17 protein-coding genes are annotated in these 18416 nt (G+C 60.6%); 13 read left to right on the top strand and 4 right to left on the bottom strand.

Features of this window, described 5'->3' with window-relative positions; translation table 11 throughout:
- Window positions 1-7: 7 nt before the first annotated feature.
- Both sulA and lexA read right to left on the bottom strand, forming a co-directional pair.
- On the bottom strand, window positions 8-478 hold the full coding sequence (gene sulA / locus P406_RS20430; RefSeq protein WP_046237189.1) for an SOS-induced cell division inhibitor SulA: 471 nt from the start codon (window positions 476-478) through the stop codon (window positions 8-10).
- Between the two features lie 9 nt (window positions 479-487).
- On the bottom strand, window positions 488-1096 hold the full coding sequence (gene lexA, locus P406_RS20425; RefSeq protein ID WP_003315796.1) for a transcriptional repressor LexA: 609 nt from the start codon (window positions 1094-1096) through the stop codon (window positions 488-490).
- 256 nt (window positions 1097-1352) lie between these two features.
- Between lexA and psrA the strand changes: the two genes are divergently transcribed.
- The 3 genes from psrA (at window position 1353) to P406_RS20410 (ending at window position 3954) form a co-directional block, all read left to right on the top strand.
- Complete coding sequence (gene psrA, locus P406_RS20420; protein ID WP_003403692.1) at window positions 1353-2069, top strand: transcriptional regulator PsrA; 717 nt, start codon at window positions 1353-1355, stop codon at window positions 2067-2069.
- Window positions 2070-2193: 124 nt separating this feature from the next.
- The gene (gene nagZ, locus P406_RS20415; RefSeq protein ID WP_046237188.1) at window positions 2194-3204 is read left to right on the top strand and encodes a beta-N-acetylhexosaminidase; all 1011 of its coding nucleotides are present in this window, start codon (window positions 2194-2196) and stop codon (window positions 3202-3204) included.
- 9 nt (window positions 3205-3213) lie between these two features.
- Window positions 3214-3954, top strand: coding sequence for an S-methyl-5'-thioinosine phosphorylase (locus tag P406_RS20410; RefSeq protein WP_046237187.1), 741 nt, complete (start codon window positions 3214-3216; stop codon window positions 3952-3954).
- 1 nt (window position 3955) lies between these two features.
- On the opposite strand, the gene P406_RS20405 is transcribed toward P406_RS20410, so the two are convergent.
- Complete coding sequence (locus P406_RS20405; RefSeq protein WP_003412145.1) at window positions 3956-4495, bottom strand: cytochrome b; 540 nt, start codon at window positions 4493-4495, stop codon at window positions 3956-3958.
- A 204-nt stretch (window positions 4496-4699) separates the two neighbouring features.
- Between P406_RS20405 and P406_RS20400 the strand changes: the two genes are divergently transcribed.
- From P406_RS20400 to P406_RS20390, 3 genes are read left to right on the top strand one after another with little or no spacing between them, the layout of a single operon-like run.
- Window positions 4700-5485, top strand: a complete 786-nt coding sequence (locus P406_RS20400) for an endonuclease/exonuclease/phosphatase family protein (RefSeq protein ID WP_046237186.1) — start codon at window positions 4700-4702, stop codon at window positions 5483-5485.
- On the top strand, window positions 5482-6732 hold the full coding sequence (clsB, locus tag P406_RS20395; RefSeq protein WP_046237185.1) for a cardiolipin synthase ClsB: 1251 nt from the start codon (window positions 5482-5484) through the stop codon (window positions 6730-6732). Before P406_RS20400 ends, clsB begins: the two co-directional genes overlap by 4 nt.
- Window positions 6729-7727, top strand: a complete 999-nt coding sequence (locus tag P406_RS20390; RefSeq protein ID WP_046237184.1) for a lysylphosphatidylglycerol synthase domain-containing protein — start codon at window positions 6729-6731, stop codon at window positions 7725-7727. The genes clsB and P406_RS20390 overlap by 4 nt, the downstream gene beginning before the upstream one ends.
- A gap of 11 nt (window positions 7728-7738) precedes the next feature.
- Here the strand turns inward: P406_RS20390 and P406_RS20385 are convergent, their stop codons facing one another.
- Window positions 7739-8647, bottom strand: coding sequence for a MurR/RpiR family transcriptional regulator (locus tag P406_RS20385; RefSeq protein ID WP_003315787.1), 909 nt, complete (start codon window positions 8645-8647; stop codon window positions 7739-7741).
- 283 nt (window positions 8648-8930) lie between these two features.
- Here P406_RS20385 and P406_RS20380 point away from each other — a divergent pair, with 283 nt between their 5' ends.
- The 7 genes from P406_RS20380 (at window position 8931) to P406_RS20350 (ending at window position 18303) form a co-directional block, all read left to right on the top strand.
- Entirely contained in the window at window positions 8931-10868 is a 1938-nt protein-coding gene (locus tag P406_RS20380) for a bifunctional 5-dehydro-2-deoxygluconokinase/5-dehydro-2-deoxyphosphogluconate aldolase (protein ID WP_046237183.1), read from the top strand.
- Window positions 10869-10929: 61 nt separating this feature from the next.
- Window positions 10930-11835 carry a myo-inosose-2 dehydratase gene (gene iolE / locus P406_RS20375; RefSeq protein WP_046237182.1) on the top strand — a complete coding sequence of 302 codons (906 nt, stop codon included), beginning with the start codon at window positions 10930-10932 and terminating at the stop codon, window positions 11833-11835.
- Window positions 11836-11848: 13 nt separating this feature from the next.
- The gene (iolB, locus tag P406_RS20370; protein ID WP_046237181.1) at window positions 11849-12658 is read left to right on the top strand and encodes a 5-deoxy-glucuronate isomerase; all 810 of its coding nucleotides are present in this window, start codon (window positions 11849-11851) and stop codon (window positions 12656-12658) included.
- A gap of 28 nt (window positions 12659-12686) precedes the next feature.
- Entirely contained in the window at window positions 12687-14189 is a 1503-nt protein-coding gene (locus tag P406_RS20365; RefSeq protein WP_046237180.1) for a CoA-acylating methylmalonate-semialdehyde dehydrogenase, read from the top strand.
- A gap of 54 nt (window positions 14190-14243) precedes the next feature.
- Window positions 14244-16181: a 3D-(3,5/4)-trihydroxycyclohexane-1,2-dione acylhydrolase (decyclizing) gene (iolD, locus tag P406_RS20360; RefSeq protein ID WP_046237179.1), complete on the top strand. Its 1938-nt coding sequence runs from the start codon at window positions 14244-14246 to the stop codon at window positions 16179-16181.
- A gap of 66 nt (window positions 16182-16247) precedes the next feature.
- On the top strand, window positions 16248-17258 hold the full coding sequence (gene iolG / locus P406_RS20355) for a bifunctional inositol 2-dehydrogenase/D-chiro-inositol 1-dehydrogenase (protein ID WP_046237178.1): 1011 nt from the start codon (window positions 16248-16250) through the stop codon (window positions 17256-17258).
- Window positions 17259-17283: 25 nt separating this feature from the next.
- Window positions 17284-18303, top strand: a complete 1020-nt coding sequence (locus P406_RS20350) for a Gfo/Idh/MocA family protein (RefSeq protein WP_046237177.1) — start codon at window positions 17284-17286, stop codon at window positions 18301-18303.
- Window positions 18304-18416 lie beyond the last annotated feature (113 nt).

The following is an 18416-nucleotide window of genomic DNA, read 5'->3' as shown; positions in this document are numbered from 1 at the left end:
CTGGGCCTCAGCCCAGCCGGATGTTCAGGCTTTGCGCTTCCCCGATTTTTGCTGCACTGATCAATTGCTGGCGCGCTATGGCGCCCAGCGGGTTGATCCAGCTCACCACCGTATGGCTACGGCCCAGTCGAAGTGCTTCGCGAGTCAGCTCCAGTACGCTTTGCGTACCGCGTGGCTGCAGAAGAAGAATCCGCTCCCTGTTCAGTCCGGCATCGCGTAGCCATGTCTGCGTCAGGCTGGATGGCGGGGCGATCAGTGTCAGCCAGCGCGCATCCAGTTCCTCGCTCAGTTCCCGAAGGATGGGCGCCAGAAGGTTGAGGCAGTTCCCGGCGGCACCGCGCAATGACAGTTCACTGAAGGGCTCTGGTTCATCGCCCCACGGCGTTTCGACTGCATCTGTGAGCAGCGGGGCGATGGGCTGAGCCAGAAACGCCTCGAACAGCGGCAATTGCGATTGCGGTGCTTGATGGAACTGCATAACGTCTCCTTAGCGGCGAATGACGCCGACGCTCAAACCTTCGATCACCAGTTCCTGATCCTTGAGATCGACCTCGATGGGTGCGAAATCAGGGTTTTCCGCCAGCAGCCAGACCTTGCTGCCTTCACGCTTGAAACGCTTGACGGTCACTTCATCGCCTATCCGGGCAACCACGATCTGGCCGTTGCGGGCCTCGCGCGTGGTGTGCACGGCGAGCAGATCGCCATCCAGAATGCCGACGTCTTTCATGCTCATGCCATGAACGCGCAACAGGTAGTTGGCGCTCGGGTGGAAGAAGGAAGGGTTGATGTTGCAGGACTCTTCGATGTGTTGCTGAGCCAGGATCGGTGCACCTGCTGCAACGCGGCCAATGACCGGCAGGCTGCTGTCATCCGGCCGCGCTTCGAAGCCGGGGATGCGAATGCCGCGTGAAGCACCCGGGGTCATTTCGATGGCGCCTTTGCGCGCCAGTGCCTTGAGGTGCTCTTCCGCCGCGTTGGGCGATTTGAAGCCCAGCTCCTGAGCGATTTCCGCACGTGTCGGCGGGAACCCGTTGTCTTCCAGGCAGCGTTTGATGAAACCCAGGATTTCAGCCTGGCGTGGCGTCAGTTTGATCATGAGGGGCGCTCTGGCTTTTTATACAGTGACTGGGATTATATACAGTGAAGGCGCGTTGGCAATCATCCATTTCATTTTCGCTGCCGAGCGGTGGCCAACCCACGCAGCGCCTCCCGTCAAAAACCTCGGCAATACCTGAGGTTTGTCATTTAACATCCACTATCGTGACTGTTCGGCCACAAAATGAACGGGCCGACTTGACAACCGAGGCGTTTGATACGTATGTTTCAAACGTTCGTTTGTTAGGCAGAGAGCCATGGCCCAGTCGGAAACCGTTGAACGCATTCTTGATGCTGCAGAGCAATTATTTGCAGAGAAAGGCTTTGCCGAAACGTCCTTGCGTCTTATCACCAGCAAGGCGTCGGTCAATCTGGCTGCAGTGAATTATCACTTCGGCTCGAAGAAGGCGTTGATTCAGGCCGTGTTCTCGCGTTTTCTGGGACCGTTCTGCATCAGTCTCGATCGCGAGCTGGAACGTCGCCAGGCAAAACCCGAACACAAGCCAAGCCTTGAGGAACTGCTGGAGATTCTCGTCGAGCAGGCGCTTGTGGTGCAGCCGCGCAGCGGTAACGACCTGTCGATCTTCATGCGCCTGCTGGGGCTTGCCTTCAGTCAGAGCCAGGGCCACCTGCGCCGCTACCTCGAAGACATGTACGGCAAGGTGTTCCGTCGCTACATGACGCTGGTCAACGAAGCCGCGCCGCGCATTCCGCCCATCGAGCTGTTCTGGCGCGTGCACTTCATGCTCGGCGCTGCGGCGTTCAGCATGTCCGGCATCAAGGCGTTGCGCGCCATTGCCGAGACCGATTTCGGCGTCAATACTTCCATCGAGCAGGTCATGCGCCTGATGGTGCCGTTTCTGGCCGCCGGCATGCGCGCCGACACCGGGGTCAGCGACCCTGCGATGATCGCCGCCCAGCTCAGGCCGCGGACCAAGAGCAGCACCAGCACACCTGCGGTCGCCAAGGCCTGAAGCCTCTGTATTGAGTCAGCCTCTGCCTGAATCAAGCTGCACCGGCGTGTCGGATTGCGTCGGGCTTCAGGATCAAGCACCATGCCCGGATTGTGAACGAGCACTGGTATGTAAGGGTTTTTCTATGAGTTCTGGCCTGCAAGGCTCCCTGATGGTCGATGTCGCCGGCACCTGGCTGACCAGCGAAGACCGTCAGTTTTTGCGTCAGCCCGAAGTGGGCGGTTTGATCATCTTTGCCCGAAACATCGAGCATCCCCGTCAGGTTCGTGAGTTGAGCGCCGCGATTCGTGCCGTGCGCCCGGACCTGCTGCTGGCCGTCGATCAGGAGGGCGGCAGGGTGCAGCGCCTGCGTGAGGGCTTCGTGCGCCTGCCGCCGATGCGCGCCATCGCCGACAAGCCTGACGCCGAGCTTCTGGCTGAACAGTGTGGCTGGCTGATGGCGACCGAAGTGCTGGCGGTCGGACTGGACCTGAGCTTCGCTCCGGTGCTGGACCTCGACTATCAGCACAGCGCTGTGGTCGGCACGCGTTCGTTCGAAGGCGATCCGCAGCGCGCGGCGTTGCTGGCAGGGGCGTTCATTTGTGGGATGAACGCTGCGGGCATGGCTGCCACCGGCAAGCATTTCCCCGGCCACGGCTGGGCTGAAGCCGATTCTCATGTGGCTATCCCGAATGACGAGCGTAGCCTGGAAGAGATTCGCGCCAGTGATCTGGTGCCGTTTGCTCGTCTGAGTCAGCAGCTGGCTGCAGTGATGCCAGCGCATGTCATCTACCCGAAGGTCGATTCGCAGCCTGCCGGTTTTTCAAGGCGCTGGCTGCAGGACATTCTGCGCGACGAACTGCAATTTGACGGTGTTATTTTCAGCGACGACCTATCGATGGCCGGCGCTCATGTCGTCGGTGATGCGGCCAGCCGTATCGAGGCGGCGCTGACAGCCGGATGCGACATGGGCCTGGTGTGTAACGACCGCGCGGCCGCAGAGCTTGCGCTGGGCGCTGCGCAGCGTCTGAAGGTCAAGCCTTCGCCACGTATCGCGCGTATGCGCGGTCAGGCCTCTGCCAGCACCGACTACCGGCAACACCCACGCTGGCAGGCCGCGCTCCAGGCTCTGCGCGCTGCTCAACTGATCGATTAAGGATTTGCAATGACTGTTTACGCGATTATTGGCGGTACTGGCCTGACCCAGCTTGAGGGCCTGAACATTCGGCAATCCCTGCCAATGAACACCCCTTATGGTGCACCGTCCGGCGAAATCCAGATCGGCGACTATGCCGGTCGCGAAGTGATGTTTCTGGCGCGCCACGGCCACCCGCACCGCTTGCCGCCGCATCAGGTCAACTACCGGGCCAATATCTGGGCGCTCAAGCAGGCGGGGGCCGAAGCGATTCTTGCGGTCAACGCAGTCGGTGGCATTCATCCGGCCATGGGCACCGGGCATTTCTGTGTGCCGCATGATCTGGTCGACTACAGCAGCGGTCGTCAGCACACGTTTTTTGCCGATGACCTGGAAGCGGTCACGCACATCGACTTCAGCTATCCGTACAGCGAACCGCTGCGCGCCCGGCTGATTGCGGCGTTGGCGGCCGAGGGATGCGCGTTCTCCGATCGGGGCGTCTATGCCTGCACCCAGGGACCGCGTCTGGAGACTGTTGCCGAAATCATTCGCCTGGAACGTGATGGTTGCGACATCGTTGGCATGACTGGCATGCCCGAAGCCGCGCTGGCGCGTGAACTGGAGCTTGAATACGCCTGCCTGGCGCTGGTGGTCAATCCGGCAGCGGGCAAATCGACGACCGTCATTACCATGGCGGAAATCGAACAGGCCCTGCACGACGGGATGGGCAAGGTGAAAGCCACGCTTGCCCGGGTCCTGTCGGCGTCCTGAGTTACAGCATGCGCTTGAGGGTATTGTCCTTGCGCACCAGGTGATGCCAGAGCGCAGCGATCACATGCAGGCCGATGACATAGTAGAAGATCGAGCCCAGCAACTTGTGCACGTCTTCGAACGTTTCGGCCAGGTGGTCCGAGGTGGCCAGCGGCCAGGGAATCTGCAGGTCGGTGAGGGGGATGGGCAGTGCGCCTTTTTCCACCATCACTGTCAGCAGGCCCAGTAACGGCTGGGCAAACAGGAATGCATACAGCGCGTAATGGGTCAGGGTTGCGACGATGCGCAACGCCCCTTCAAGCGGCGGTGTAATGCCGGGTGGACGATGACGTCGACGCTCGGCGGCACGGAAGAACGCCATGATCAGAATAACAATGCCGACCCAGTAATGGCTCTGCACGACCAGCAAGCGGTATTCCGAGCCCTTGCTGAACTGAGTGCGGCTCAGAATCAGGGTATAGGCCAGCACGATCAGAATGGCCATGACCCAGTGCAGCCATCTGGCCCGGGCGGTGTAGCGTTGAGAAGTCGATGCATCCACGGTTGGATTCCTTGTCTCTTTTTTTGCAGGGCTGGTAGACAGCTTAGGCTGTTGATCGGGCGCCTGCGTTTCATGTTGGCCTGATTTTTTTCACGTGCCTCTCCGGCCACTAAATATGGCAAATACACAGCACGTGAAATACGCGACGGAACCTGTGCCCACGGGTGGCTTCATATGCCGTGAATATTCACCCGGGAGCAAGTCTTGACCAGTGCCAATCCGCCTGTCGGCCCAGCGACACCAGTGTCCGCCAGTGTTTCATTGAATGTACTGACCATGAACATGCACATGGGCTTTGGCATTTTCAATCGCCGCTTCATTCTGCCGGAGTTGCGTGAAGCTGTGCGCACGGTATCGGCCGATATCGTGTTTCTTCAGGAAGTGCACGGCGAACACCAGAGCCACGCGCGCAGGGTCAAGGACTGGCCGACGATTTCGCAGTACGAGTTTCTGGCCGACAGCATGTGGAGTGATTTTGCCTACGGCCGCAACGCGGTGTACCCGGATGGCGATCATGGCAATGCGTTGCTGTCCAAGTACCCGATCATCCAGCATGAAAACCTCGATATTTCCATTCATGGCACCGAGCAGCGCGGCTTGTTGCACTGCATCCTCGAGGTGCCACACGCAGGCCAGGTGCATGCGGTCTGTGTGCACCTCGGGCTGCGTGAAAGTCATCGGCGTCAGCAGCTCAAATTGCTTAACGAGCTGATGGCACGTATTCCCGAGGGCGAGCCGGTCATCGTTGCCGGTGACTTCAATGACTGGCGCCAGCGCGCCGATGCATCGCTGCAGGGCAGTGGGCTGCATGAGGTTTTCGTCGAGCGCTTTGGCGCACCGGCCAAAAGCTTTCCGGCCCGTTGGCCCTTGCTCTGCCTGGACCGGATCTATGTCCGCAATGCAACGTCGCACCGGCCGAAAGTGTTGTCCAGCCGACCGTGGTCCCACCTTTCCGATCATGCACCGCTGGCGGTGGAGTTGACCTTATGAGCAATACGACAGGGCAGTGGCGTGACGGCAACTCGGTAGAGTTGCTGATCAATGGCGAGGATTTCTACGCCCGGGTATTCGAGTGCATACGTGCCGCGCGCAAAGAGGTGCTGATCGAAACCTTCATCATTTTTGAAGACCGGATCGGCGAGAGTCTGCAACAGGCGTTGCTCGAAGCCGCCGCGAATGGCGCTAAGGTGGTCGTCACGGTGGATGACTATGGCACTTCGGACCTGAGTTCGACGTTTGTCAAAACCATGATCGACGCCGGTATCCAGATCCAGCTGTTCGATCCGCGCCCGCGGTTCATGGGCATGCGCACCAACCTGTTTCGCCGTCTGCACCGCAAGGTGGTGGTGATCGACGGCGAACTGGGTTTCATCGGCGGCATCAACTACAGCGTCGATCATATGACCGACACCGGGGTGACGGCCAAACAGGACTACGCCGTTCTGGTCCGCGGACCGATTGTTGGCGATATTCACCACAGCGCGTTGAATATGCTCAGCAAGGTCGTTCGTGAAAAGTTGCCGCCCGTGGCACTCAAGCTGGACCGCGCCGGTGACGCCAGCATGCTGCTCGCCGAGCGTGACAATGACGAGCACAGCACCGATATCGAAGAGCAGTACCTGGAGGCGATTCGTGCTGCGAAGCAACGCATCACCCTGGCCAATGCGTATTTTTACCCCAGCTACCGCTTTCTGCGTGAGCTGCGCAATGCCTCACGGCGGGGCGTCAAGGTCACCCTGATTCTGCAAGGTCAGCCCGACATGCCGTTCGTGCGGGTCTGCTCGCGACTGACTTACACCTACCTGCTGCGCGATGGCGTGGCGATTCACGAATACAAGCAACGTGCATTGCACGGCAAGGTCGCGCTGATCGACCAGGACTGGTCCACCGTGGGCTCCAGCAATCTCGACCCGCTGAGCCTCGCGCTGAACCTGGAAGCCAACCTGTTCATTCGTGATCGCGCGCTCAATGAGCATCTGCAGAGCCATCTGATGGAGCTTGCCGCTGCGCACAGCAAGCAGATGAGCCTCAAGGGGGCGGCGCGTGGCCAGTGGTGGCGTGCGCCGATGATCGTATTGAGTTTCTTTTTTCTGCGCCGTTTCCCGGCCATTGCCGGTTTGTTCCCGGTTCACGGAGTGCGCCTCAAGCCCCTGCGTGCCGGTGATGTAGTGCCCGAAGCGAAAGTAATCGAACAGCAGCAGAACAACCATCCGATGGACCAGGAGAAAACCCTATGACCCAAGCCACGCAGGCAGCGCCGCACAGTGCGCAGGGAACCAAGTGGAAGTGGGCAAAGCGGGCGTTCAATCTGTTTTTCTTCATCGCCGTCCCGGTTCTGCTGTTTATGCTGGTCAAGAAGCTTGACTGGCAAGAGGTGAAACAGGCGTTGGCGTCCTACAAGGCCAGCACCTTGGCCATCGCGGCGGCGGTGGCTTTTGCCAGCTACGCGACCTACTGTGGCTTTGACGTGTTGGCGCGTTATTACACCCGGCACACGTTGTCGATCAAGCAGATCGTGCCGGTGACGTTTGTCTGCTATGCGTTCAACCTCAATCTCAGTTCCTGGGTCGGCGGCATCGCCTTGCGTTACCGCCTGTATTCGCGACTCGGGCTGGACGTTTCGACCATCACGCGGATTCTCAGCCTGAGCCTGATTACCAACTGGCTGGGCTACATGCTGCTGGCCGGTTTTGTGTTTTCGATGCGCTTTCTGGAGTTGCCCAAAGAGTGGTCGATCGGCACCACAACCCTGCAACTGATTGGTTTCGGACTGTTGGCCGTGTGTTTCGCCTACCTGTTGGCCTGCCGGTTTTCGAAGAAACGCTCATGGACCATCCGTGATCAGGAATTCAATCTGCCGTCGATGAAGCAGGCCTTGATGCAGGCCAGTCTGGGCGCGCTGAACTGGTCGTTGATGGCTGCGGTAATTTACACCCTGCTGCCGGACAAGGCGTTTTATCCGGCGATTCTCGGTGTGTTGCTGATCAGCAGCATCGCCGGGGTGATTACTCACATTCCAGCGGGCCTCGGCGTGCTCGAGACCGTGTTCATCACCTTGCTGGCCCACCAGTTCTCCAAGGGCAGCCTGCTCGCAGCGTTGATCGGCTACCGCGCGATCTACTTCCTGCTGCCGTTGCTGCTGGCACTGGTGGTGTATCTGGTCCTGGAAAAACGCGCGAAGAAGATGGGCGAGAAGAACCAGCAGCGCATGGGCGAGGAAGCCAAATCCTGAGGGCTCAGCCCTCAGTCATCAAAGCCGACCTGCTCGTGTATTTCATCGACCTTGAGTTCCAGGCGATACGCCACGGCAATGAACAGCGCCTGGCACAGGCATAGCGTGGCGCTCAGCGAGCGGAAGGCGAACGAACTGCCCTCGTTGACCAGCAACACCGAGTTGGCGCGCTTGGCCAGCGGCGACAGGTTGCTGTCGGTGATGATCAGCGTCTTGGCCTGATGGTGCTGGGCGATGCGCAGGCAGTGCTGGGTCTCCTTGCCATAGGGCGTGAAGCTGATGGCAATCACCAGGTCATTGGCGCGCACGCTGCGCATTTGCTCGCGATAGCTGCCCCCCAGGCCGGAGATCAGGTGAATGCGCTTGTTGGTGTGTTGCAGGTTGTAGACCAGATAATCAGCCACCGCGAACGAGCGGCGCACGCCCACCACATAGATGTTGTCGGCGTTGACCACCAGGTCCACGGCTTTTTCGAATTCATCGTCATCCAGCTCGACACTCAGGCGTTCCAGGCCGGAGAGGGTGGCGCTGACGCATTCGCGTGCCAGATCGCCTGCATTGGCCTTCTGTGACTTGTTGGCGATCAGGCTGCGGATACGCTGCTGGTAATTCTGCACCGGCGTGGTCTTGTGCGTATAAGCCTCGCGAAACAACGCCTGCATCTCGCTGAAACCGCTGAAGCCGAAGCGCTGGGAAAATCGCACGATGGCCGAAGGGTGGACTTCGCACTCGCGGGCGATGTCACTGATCCGGTCAACCATGATCCGGTCGCTCTGCTGGCTCATATAGCTGGCAATCCGTTTGAGCTGGCGCGGCAGTCCCTCGTATTCATCAGTGATCAGCCGCAACAAGCCTTCGGCACTGTTCGGCGGCATGTCGACGCTCGTCCCGGGCAGAGTGGGCTGATCGGCGCTGGTCATATTCAAATCCTTTCTGCTTGTTCTTTTTCAGGGCAACGGCGTGCACAGCACGACCGTTGTGGGCCTGACGGTGGAGGCTGCCTTGGGGCAGGAACGACGACTATATCCTACCCGCCTGCGCAGTGTGCCAGCACTTGAGTGGCTGTATGGAAAAAATATTCCACTAAAAATAATTATAGAAAAAATATTGATTGATGTGTCTTGACGTTTTACGCTGCATTCACAAAGCAGCGTGTACACATGATGCAAGCGCTGCAGGCTGATAAAAATAACAGGAGCCACCATGGGCCAGACACGCTTTGCCACTGGGCGTCAGTTGGATCTGATTTGCCTCGGACGCCTGGGCGTCGACCTTTATGCGCAACAAGTGGGGGCGCGACTCGAAGACGTTTCCAGTTTCGCCAAGTACCTGGGCGGCTCGTCGGCCAATATTGCCTTCGGCACGGCCAGGCTCGGGCTCAGGTCAGCCATGCTCAGCAGGGTCGGCGACGACCACATGGGTCGCTTTCTGGTCGAATCCCTGGCCCGCGAAGGCTGTGATGTCAGTGCGATCAAGCGCGACCCCGAGCGCCTGACGGCGATGGTGCTGCTGGGGCTGAAGGATCGTGAAACCTTCCCTCTGGTGTTCTACCGTGAAAACTGCGCTGACATGGCCCTGCGCGCCGAGGACATCGACGAGCAGCAGATTGCCTCGAGCAAGGCGCTGCTGATCACCGGCACGCATTTCTCCACTGATCAGGTGTTCAAGGCCAGCAGCCAGGCGCTCGACTATGCCGAGAAGCATGACGTCAAACGCGTGCTGGATATCGACTACCGCCCGGTGCTCTGGGGGCTGGCAGGCAAGGCCGATGGCGAGACCCGGTTCGTTGCCGATCAGAAGGTCAGCCAGCATGTGCAGCGCATCCTGCCGCGTTTCGACCTGATCGTCGGCACTGAAGAAGAATTCCAGATTGCCGGCGGTTCGACCGATTTGCTCGCTGCCCTGCGCAAGGTGCGTGAACTGACGGCCGCAACGCTGGTAGTCAAGCTCGGCCCGCAAGGCTGCACGGTGATTCACGGGGCCATTCCTGCGCGGCTGGAGGAGGGCGCCATCTACCCCGGCGTGCAGGTCGAAGTGCTCAACGTGCTCGGTGCGGGCGATGCGTTCATGTCCGGTTTTCTCAGCGGCTGGCTCAAGGAGGCCAGCGACGAACACTGCTGCCAGCTGGCCAATGCCTGTGGCGGGCTGGTGGTGTCGCGGCACGCCTGTGCGCCCGCCATGCCGACCCCGGCCGAACTCGATTACCTGTTCAACAGCCCAGAACCCATTACTCGCCCTGATCAGGATGTCGCCCTGCAACGGCTGCATCAGGTCAGCGTGCCGCGCAAGCAGTGGCGACAGTTGTTCATCTTTGCCTTCGATCATCGCGGCCAGTTGGTCGAACTGGCGCAACAGGCCGGGCGTGATCTTCGCAGCATCAGCCAGCTCAAGCAGCTGTTCGTGCAGGCGGTCGAGCGGGTCGAAGCCGACCTGCGCAAGCGCGGCATCGAAGCCGATGTCGGTCTGCTTGCCGACCAGCGCTTCGGTCAGGATTCACTCAACGCGGCGACCGGTCGCGGCTGGTGGGTAGCGCGTCCCGTGGAAGTACAGGGTTCAAGGCCGCTGGCCTTCGAGCACGGTCGCTCCATCGGCAGCAATCTGCTCGCCTGGCCGCAAGAGCAGATCATCAAGTGCCTGGTGCAATATCACCCCGATGACGAGCCGATGTTGCGCCTGGAGCAGGAAGCGCAGATCAAGGCGCTCTACGACGCTTCGAAAGTCAGCGGCCATGAGTTGCTGCTGGAAATCATCCCGCCCAAGGATCACCCGTCGCCTCACCCGGACGTGATGCTTCGCTCGCTGAAGCGCTTGTACAACCTGGGCATCTACCCGGCGTGGTGGAAGATCGAGGCGCAGAGCGCGCAGGTCTGGCAGCAACTGGACGAACTGATCCAGCAACGCGATCCGTATTGCCGCGGCGTGGTGCTGCTCGGGCTCAATGCGCCTGTCGAAGAGCTCGGCGCCGGCTTTGCCGAAGCACGCCACAGCCGCGTCTGCCAGGGCTTTGCCGTCGGCCGGACAATATTCCGTGAGCCAAGCCGGGCCTGGATGGCCGGCGAAATAGACGATGCGACACTGATCAGTCGGGTGCAGAGCACCTTCAACTGGTTGATCGAGTCCTGGCGTGAAAGCCGCGCCTGATCGGTTCCGGGTTTCGACGTCACGACAACAACGTCGCGATAACAACAAAAAAGGTGCAGCCATGCCCGTTTCGACTTCCACACCCAGGATCCGCATCGGCATCAATCCGATCTCCTGGAGCAACGATGATTTGCCGGCCCTTGGCGGAGAAACCCCGCTGAGCACGGCGCTGAGCGAAGGCAAAGCCATTGGCTATGAAGGCTTCGAGCTCAACGGCAAGTTTCCGAAAGATGCCAAGGGCGTCGGCGATGTATTGCGGCCCCATGATCTGGCGCTGGTGTCCGGCTGGTACTCCAGCCGCCTGGCGCGGCGTTCGGTGGCCGAGGAAATCGAAGCCATTACTGCGCATGTGCAACTGCTCGCCGAAAATGGCGCTTCGGTGCTGGTGTATGGCGAAGTGGCCGACTCGATTCAGGGGCAGCGTATTCCGCTGGTCGAACGACCGCGTTTTCACACCGATGCCGCCTGGCATGAATACGCCGAAAAACTGACCGAGCTGGCGCGTTTTACCCTGTCCCGGGGCGTGCGCCTGGCGTATCACCATCACATGGGCGCCTACGTCGAGTCGCCGCAGGATATCGACCGGCTGATGGCGCTGACCGGCGAGGAAGTCGGACTGCTGTTCGATTCCGGGCATTGCTACATGGGCGGTGGTGAACCTCTTCAGGTGTTGAGCAAGCACATCCAGCGCATCTGCCATGTGCATTTCAAGGACGTGCGCAAGCCGGTGGTGCAACTGGCGCGCAACAATCTGTGGAGCTTTCCGGACTGCATCATCAACGGCACCTTCACGGTGCCGGGCGACGGCGACATCGACTTCTCGGCGCTGCTCAAGGTCTTGCTGCAGGCCGATTACAGCGGCTGGCTGGTGGTCGAGGCCGAACAGGACCCCGCCGTAGCGCCGAGCTATGTCTATGCCAAAAAGGGCTATGACACGTTGCGCCAGCTGCTGGCCGATGCACGATAAGGAGGACTCAAGCATGAATCTGCTGACCAAGAGCAAATCCACTGGCCGCGACGTCGTAGCGCTGGCACCCGGTTCGCTGGAATACGTGAACTTCGCCGCCTACCGCCTGGAGTCCGGAGAAACCTTGCCACTGAGCGCAGGAGAAAACGAGCTGTGCGTGGTCCTGCTGACCGGGCACGCCAGCGTCAGTGGTGAAGCGCCGGGGCAGGGCGTTTTCAACTGGGAAAACATCGGCGACCGGCAATCGGTGTTCGAAGAGAAATCGCCATTCGCGGTCTACCTGCCGCCGCATAGCCAGGCGCAATTTGTCGCGCGCGGCGCGGTGCAGCTTGCCGTATGCACGGCGCCGGGCGATGCTGGCAAACATTTTCCGGCACGCTTGATCATGCCGGGCAGCATGAAGCGCAGCGTACGCGGCAAGGGCGCCAATACCCGTTATGTGTGCGACATATTGCCGGACAGCGAAGCGGCGCATTCGCTGCTGGTGGTCGAGGTGCGTACACCTTCCGGGCATTCCTCCAGTTACCCGCCGCACAAGCATGACCGGGACAACCTGCCGCACGAGAGCTTCCTCGAAGAAACCTACTACCACCAGGTCAACCCGCCGCAGGGCTTCGTTTTTCAGCGGGTCTACACCGACGACCGCAGCATCGATCAGGCCATGGCCGTGGAAAACAACGATCTGGTGACCGTGCCCAAGGGCTACCACCCGGTCTCCGTCCCTTATGGCTATGAATCCTGGTACCTGAACGTAATGGCCGGTCCGACGCGCGCCTGGCAGTTCCACAACGATCCGCAGCACAGCTGGCTGCTGGATCTCTGATTTCCCATTTTTGTTCTGGAGGCATGAGATGAACGAGTCACCGGTGATCGGCCACTACATCAACGGACACCTGAGCAATGGCGAAGGTGAGCGTTACACCGAGGTCTTCAACCCGGCAATCGGCACGGTCCAGGCGCGTGTTGCGCTGGCCAGCGTGAAGACCGTGGATGAAGCGGTTGCGGCGGCCAAAGCTGCGTTTCCGGCCTGGGCCGAGCAGTCCTCGTTGCGCCGGGCGCGGGTGATGTTCAAGTTCAAGGAGCTGCTGGACCAGCACCACGATGAACTCGCGCAGATCATTTGCCGCGAGCACGGCAAGGTGTTGTCCGACGCACGCGGCGAGGTGGTGCGCGGTATCGAGATCGTCGAATTTGCCTGCGGTGCTCCCAGCCTGTTGAAGAGCGATTTCAGCGACAACATCGGCGGCGGTATAGATAACTGGAACCTGCGTCAGCCACTGGGCGTCTGCGCCGGGGTCACGCCGTTCAACTTTCCGGTCATGGTGCCCTTGTGGATGATTCCCATGGCGTTGGTGACCGGCAACTGCTTCATCCTCAAACCCTCCGAACGCGATCCGTCGGCCAGCCTGCTGATGGCGCGTCTGCTCAAGGAAGCCGGTCTGCCCGACGGCGTCTTCAATGTGGTGCAGGGTGACAAGGTAGCGGTCGATGCATTGCTGCAGCACCCTGACATCGAGGCTATTTCCTTTGTAGGCTCGACCCCGATCGCTGAATACATCCATCAGCAAGGCACTGCCCACGGCAAGCGCGTGCAGGCGCTGGGCGGGGCCAAGAACCATATGATCGTGATGCCCGACGCTGATCTGGATCAGGCCGCCGACGCCTTGATCGGGGCGGCTTATGGCTCGGCAGGGGAGCGCTGCATGGCGATCTCGATTGCCGTGGTGGTTGGCGATGTCGGCCAGCGCCTCATCGACAAGCTGCTGCCGCGCATCGACCAGCTCAAGGTCGGCAACGGCATGCAGGCCGATTCGGACATGGGGCCGCTGGTCACCGCCGTGCACAAGGCCAAGGTCGAGGGTTTCATCGATCAGGGCGTCAAAGAGGGCGCCAGGTTGCTCGTCGATGGGCGCAACTTCAAGGTGCCGGGTGCCGAGCAGGGCTTTTTCGTCGGCGCGACGCTGTTCGACCACGTCACGCCGCAGATGCAGATCTACAAGGAAGAAATCTTCGGCCCGGTGCTGGGCATCGTCCACGTCGCGGATTTTGCCAGCGCCGTGGCGCTGATCAATGCCCACGAGTTCGGCAATGGCGTGTCGTGCTTCACCAGCGATGGCGGCGTGGCGCGTGCATTCGCTCGCAGCATCAAGGTCGGCATGGTCGGCATTAACGTGCCGATCCCGGTGCCCATGGCCTGGCATTCGTTTGGTGGCTGGAAGCGTTCGCTGTTTGGCGATCACCATGCCTATGGCGAAGAAGGCCTACGTTTTTACAGCCGCTACAAAAGCGTCATGCAGCGCTGGCCGGACAGCATCGCCAAAGGCCCCGAGTTCAGTATGCCGACTGCCAAATAATTCGCGGCAACGCATCGCAACACTTTCCACCTCAAACAACAACAAGGTGTGAACATGAGTACAACCCGACTGACCATGGCCCAGGCCCTGGTGAAGTTTCTCGATAACCAGTACGTCGAAGTCGACGGCGTACAAAGCAAGTTCGTCGCGGGTGTCTTCACCATTTTCGGGCATGGCAACGTATTGGGTCTCGGTCAGGCGCTGGAGCAGGACAGCGGCGACCTGGTGGTCCATCAGGGCCGTAACGAGCAGGGCATGTGCCACGCCGCCATCGGTTTTGCCAAGCAGCACCTGCGGCGCAAAATCTACGCGTGCAGTTCATCGGTCGGCCCTGGCGCGGCGAACATGGTCACCGCTGCCGCAACGGCCACGGCCAACCGCATCCCGCTGCTGTTGTTGCCGGGTGATGTCTACGCCAGCCGCCAGCCCGATCCGGTGCTGCAGCAGATCGAGCAGTTCCACGATCTGAGCATCAGCACCAACGATGCGTTCAAGGCGGTGAGCAAATACTGGGACCGCATCAACCGTCCCGAGCAGTTGATGAGCGCGGCGCTCAATGCCATGCGCGTATTGACCGATTCGGCCGATACGGGCGCCGTCACCCTGGCGCTGCCTCAGGACGTGCAGGCCGAAGCCTACGACTACCCGGACAGCTTCCTGCAAAAGCGCGTGCACCGCATCGACCGTCGCCCGCCGAGCCAGGCCATGCTCGAAGACGCGTTGCATCTGCTGGCCGGCAAGCGCAAGCCGCTGCTGATCTGTGGCGGCGGGGTGCGTTACTCAGGTGCAGCCGATGCCTTGCAAGCCTTTGCCGAGCGCTTCGATATCCCGTTCGCCGAAACCCAGGCCGGCAAGAGCGCCATCGTTTCGGCGCACCCGTTGAACATGGGCGGCATCGGCGAAACCGGTACGCTGGCAGCCAATCGGCTGGCAAAAGAAGCGGATCTGATCATCGGCGTAGGCACCCGCTACAGCGATTTCACCACTGCGTCGAAATGGTTGTTCCAGAACCCGGATGTGCAGTTTCTCAACCTCAACGTCGGCGCTTTCGATGTGCAGAAGCTGGACGGCGTGCAGTTGCTGGCCGATGCACAGGTGGCATTGCAGGCCTTGAGCGAAAGCCTGCAGGCCAGCGGTTATCGCGCGGCCTGGGGCGATGCGCCAAAGACCGCGCGTGCCGAACTGGAGGCCGAGGTAGACCGCCTGTATGCGGTCGAGTACCAGGGCGAGGAATTTGTTCCGGAAATCAACGATCACCTAGACCCGGCCGTGTTGCGCGAGTTCATCGAGCTGACCGGTTCGTGCCTGACCCAGAGTGGCGTGCTGGGCATCCTCAATCATAGCGTGCCTGAAGACGCGGTGATCGTCGCGGCGGCAGGCAGCCTGCCGGGTGACCTGCAGCGCGCCTGGCGCAGCACCGGGGTCGACACCTATCACGTCGAATACGGCTATTCATGCATGGGCTATGAGGTCAACGCCGCACTGGGCGTGAAACTCGCAGCGCCGCACCGCGAAGTCTTTGCGCTGGTCGGCGATGGCTCTTACATGATGCTCCATTCGGAGCTGGCCACCTCGATCCAGGAGCGGCGCAAGATCAATGTGGTGTTGCTCGACAACATGACCTTCGGCTGCATCAACAACCTGCAAATGGGCAACGGCATGAACAGCTTCGGTACCGAGTTCCGGTTCCGTAACCCGCAAACCGGCAAGCTCGATGGCGACTTTGTGCCGGTGGATTTCGCCATGAGCGCTGCCGCCTACGGCTGCAAGACCTACAAGGTCAGCACCGCCGAGCAGCTGCGCGCCGCACTGGCCGATGCGCAACAGCAGACAGTCTCGACGCTGATCGACATCAAGGTCCTGCCCAAGACCATGATCCACAACTACCTGTCCTGGTGGCGTGTCGGGGTTGCCGAAGTGTCGACCACCGGCACCACGGCGCAGGTGTACGACAGGCTCAGTCGCGAGCTGGCCAAGGCGCGTCAGTACTGATCGTTTTCTCGTTCGGACTCCATGACTCCCTTCCCGGGAATACCTAATAAAAAAAGGAACATGAACATGGCATTGAAACTCGGCGTGATCGGCACAGGCGCAATCGGTCAGGATCATATCCGGCGGTGCAGCAAGACGCTGGTTGGCAGTCAGGTGGTGGCTGTCACCGACATCAATCTCGAACAAGCAGCGAAGGTCGTGCGCGAGCTGGACATCAGCGCCGAAGTGTATGCCGACGGGCACGCACTGATCGCCGCGCCGGACGTCGAGGCTGTACTCGTCTGCTCCTGGGGGCCCAGTCACGAAGAGTACGTGCTGGCGGCCATCGCTGCGGGCAAGCCGGTATTTTGCGAGAAGCCGCTGGCAGTGACTGCCGAAGGCTGCCGGCACATTGTCGAAGCCGAGATTGCCAGTGGCAGGCGTCTGGTGCAGGTGGGGTTCATGCGCCCTTATGATCAAGGCTATCGCGCGCTCAAGGCAGTTATCGACAGCGGCCGGATAGGTGAGCCGCTGATGCTGCATTGCGCGCACCGCAACCCGCGTGTGGGCGAGAACTACAAGACCGACATGGCCATCACCGACACGCTGATTCACGAACTCAATGTGCTGCGCTGGCTGCTCAACGATGACTACGTGTCGGTGCAGGTAGTCTTCCCGCGCAAGACCAGCAAGGCCCTGGCACACATGAAAGACCCGCAGATCGTGATGCTGGAAACGGCACGCGGTACACGCATCGACGTTGAGGTCTTCGTCAACTGTCAGTACGGTTACGACATCCAGTGTGAAGTGGTGGGCGAGAGCGGCACCGCCAGATTACCCGAGCCGTCACAGGTACAGCTGCGCAGCGAAGCCAAGCTGTCGAACGAAATCCTGATGGACTGGAAGGACCGTTTCATCGCCGCCTATGACGTTGAACTGCAGGATTTCATCGACGGAGTGAAGGCCGGGACGATCTTCGGGCCTTCCGCCTGGGATGGCTATGCCGCCGCCGTGTCCGCCGATGCCTGTATTCTGGCGCAGAACAGCGGGGCAATCGTCCCTGTCACACTGGCGATGCGTCCGGCTTTCTACGGCTGACGCCCGACACATAAAGGAGGGATGCATGCGAGCAGGATTGGTAGGCTACGGAAAGGGCGGGCGTTACTTTCATGCGACGCTGATTTCAAGTTTGCCGGGTGCCACGTTTGTGGGGGTGGTCACCCGTTCACCCGAGCGTAAGCAGGAAGTGGCCACAGACCATCCGGGCGTGGCGACCTTCGACACACTGGCCGATCTGGTCGCTGCCGGGGTTGATGTGGTGGTGATTTCCACGCCGCTGGCCTCGCGCCGAGCGTTGATCCTCGAAGCGATAGAACTGGGTGTCGGGGTGGTCAGCGACAAGCCCTTCGCCAGTGATGCAGCGCAGGCGCGCGAGCTGGTGGACGCGGCCGAGCGTCGTGGCGTACTGCTCAGCGTTTATCAGAACCGCCGCTGGGATTCGGACTTCCTCACCGTGCGCAAGTTGCTCGACAGTGAGGCGCTGGGCGCGGTCAGCCGGTTCGAGTCCAGCATCGAGCGTTATTCGCCACGGTCTGTCGGCAAGGCCAGCGGCGGAGGTGTGCTGCGTGACCTGGGCAGTCATCTGGTGGATCAGGCGCTGGTGCTGTTCGGCCCGGTCGAACGGGTGTATGCCGAACTGCAATTCGCTGCGCCGCACGACGAACTGGACCACACGTTCTTCGTTTCCCTGCGCCATGCCTGCGGCGTGACTTCACACTTGTCCGGCAGTTGCCTGCAAAACAGTGCCAAGCCGCGTTTCAGGGTCAGTGGGGCGAAGGGTTGTTACAGCGTCGACGGGCTGGACGGCCAGGAAGAGGCCGCCTTTGCCGGGCTCACGCCAAAGTCCGAGGGCGAGCGCTGGGGTGTCGAGGAGCATCGGCGCTGGGGCTGGTTCGAGCAGGGCGAGCATCGTGAGCGCGTGCCCTCGGAGCGCGGTTGCTGGCTGGAGTTCTATCGCCAGTTGCAAAGCGCTATTGACGAGCAGGGCAGTAATCCGGTCAATCCGCATGATGCGATAGCCTCGGCGCAAATCATGGATGCCGCGCGCCTGAGTGCCAGAGAAGGGCGCGTTGTGGTGCTGTAGCCATTGCGCGCTGCAGCGCATCCAGCCACCCGTTAGCGAAGAGAGCCTGACGCCTGCCATGCGTCGGGCTTTGTCGTCTCTGTAAGCGAATAAAATGAAATGGAATAAAATTC

The sequence above is a fragment of the Pseudomonas syringae pv. coryli str. NCPPB 4273 genome, assembly GCF_000972175.1.
Lineage (GTDB): Bacteria > Pseudomonadota > Gammaproteobacteria > Pseudomonadales > Pseudomonadaceae > Aquipseudomonas > Aquipseudomonas syringae.
Note: the sequence above shows the minus strand (reverse complement) of the source record. Positions and strands in the feature narration are given on the sequence as shown.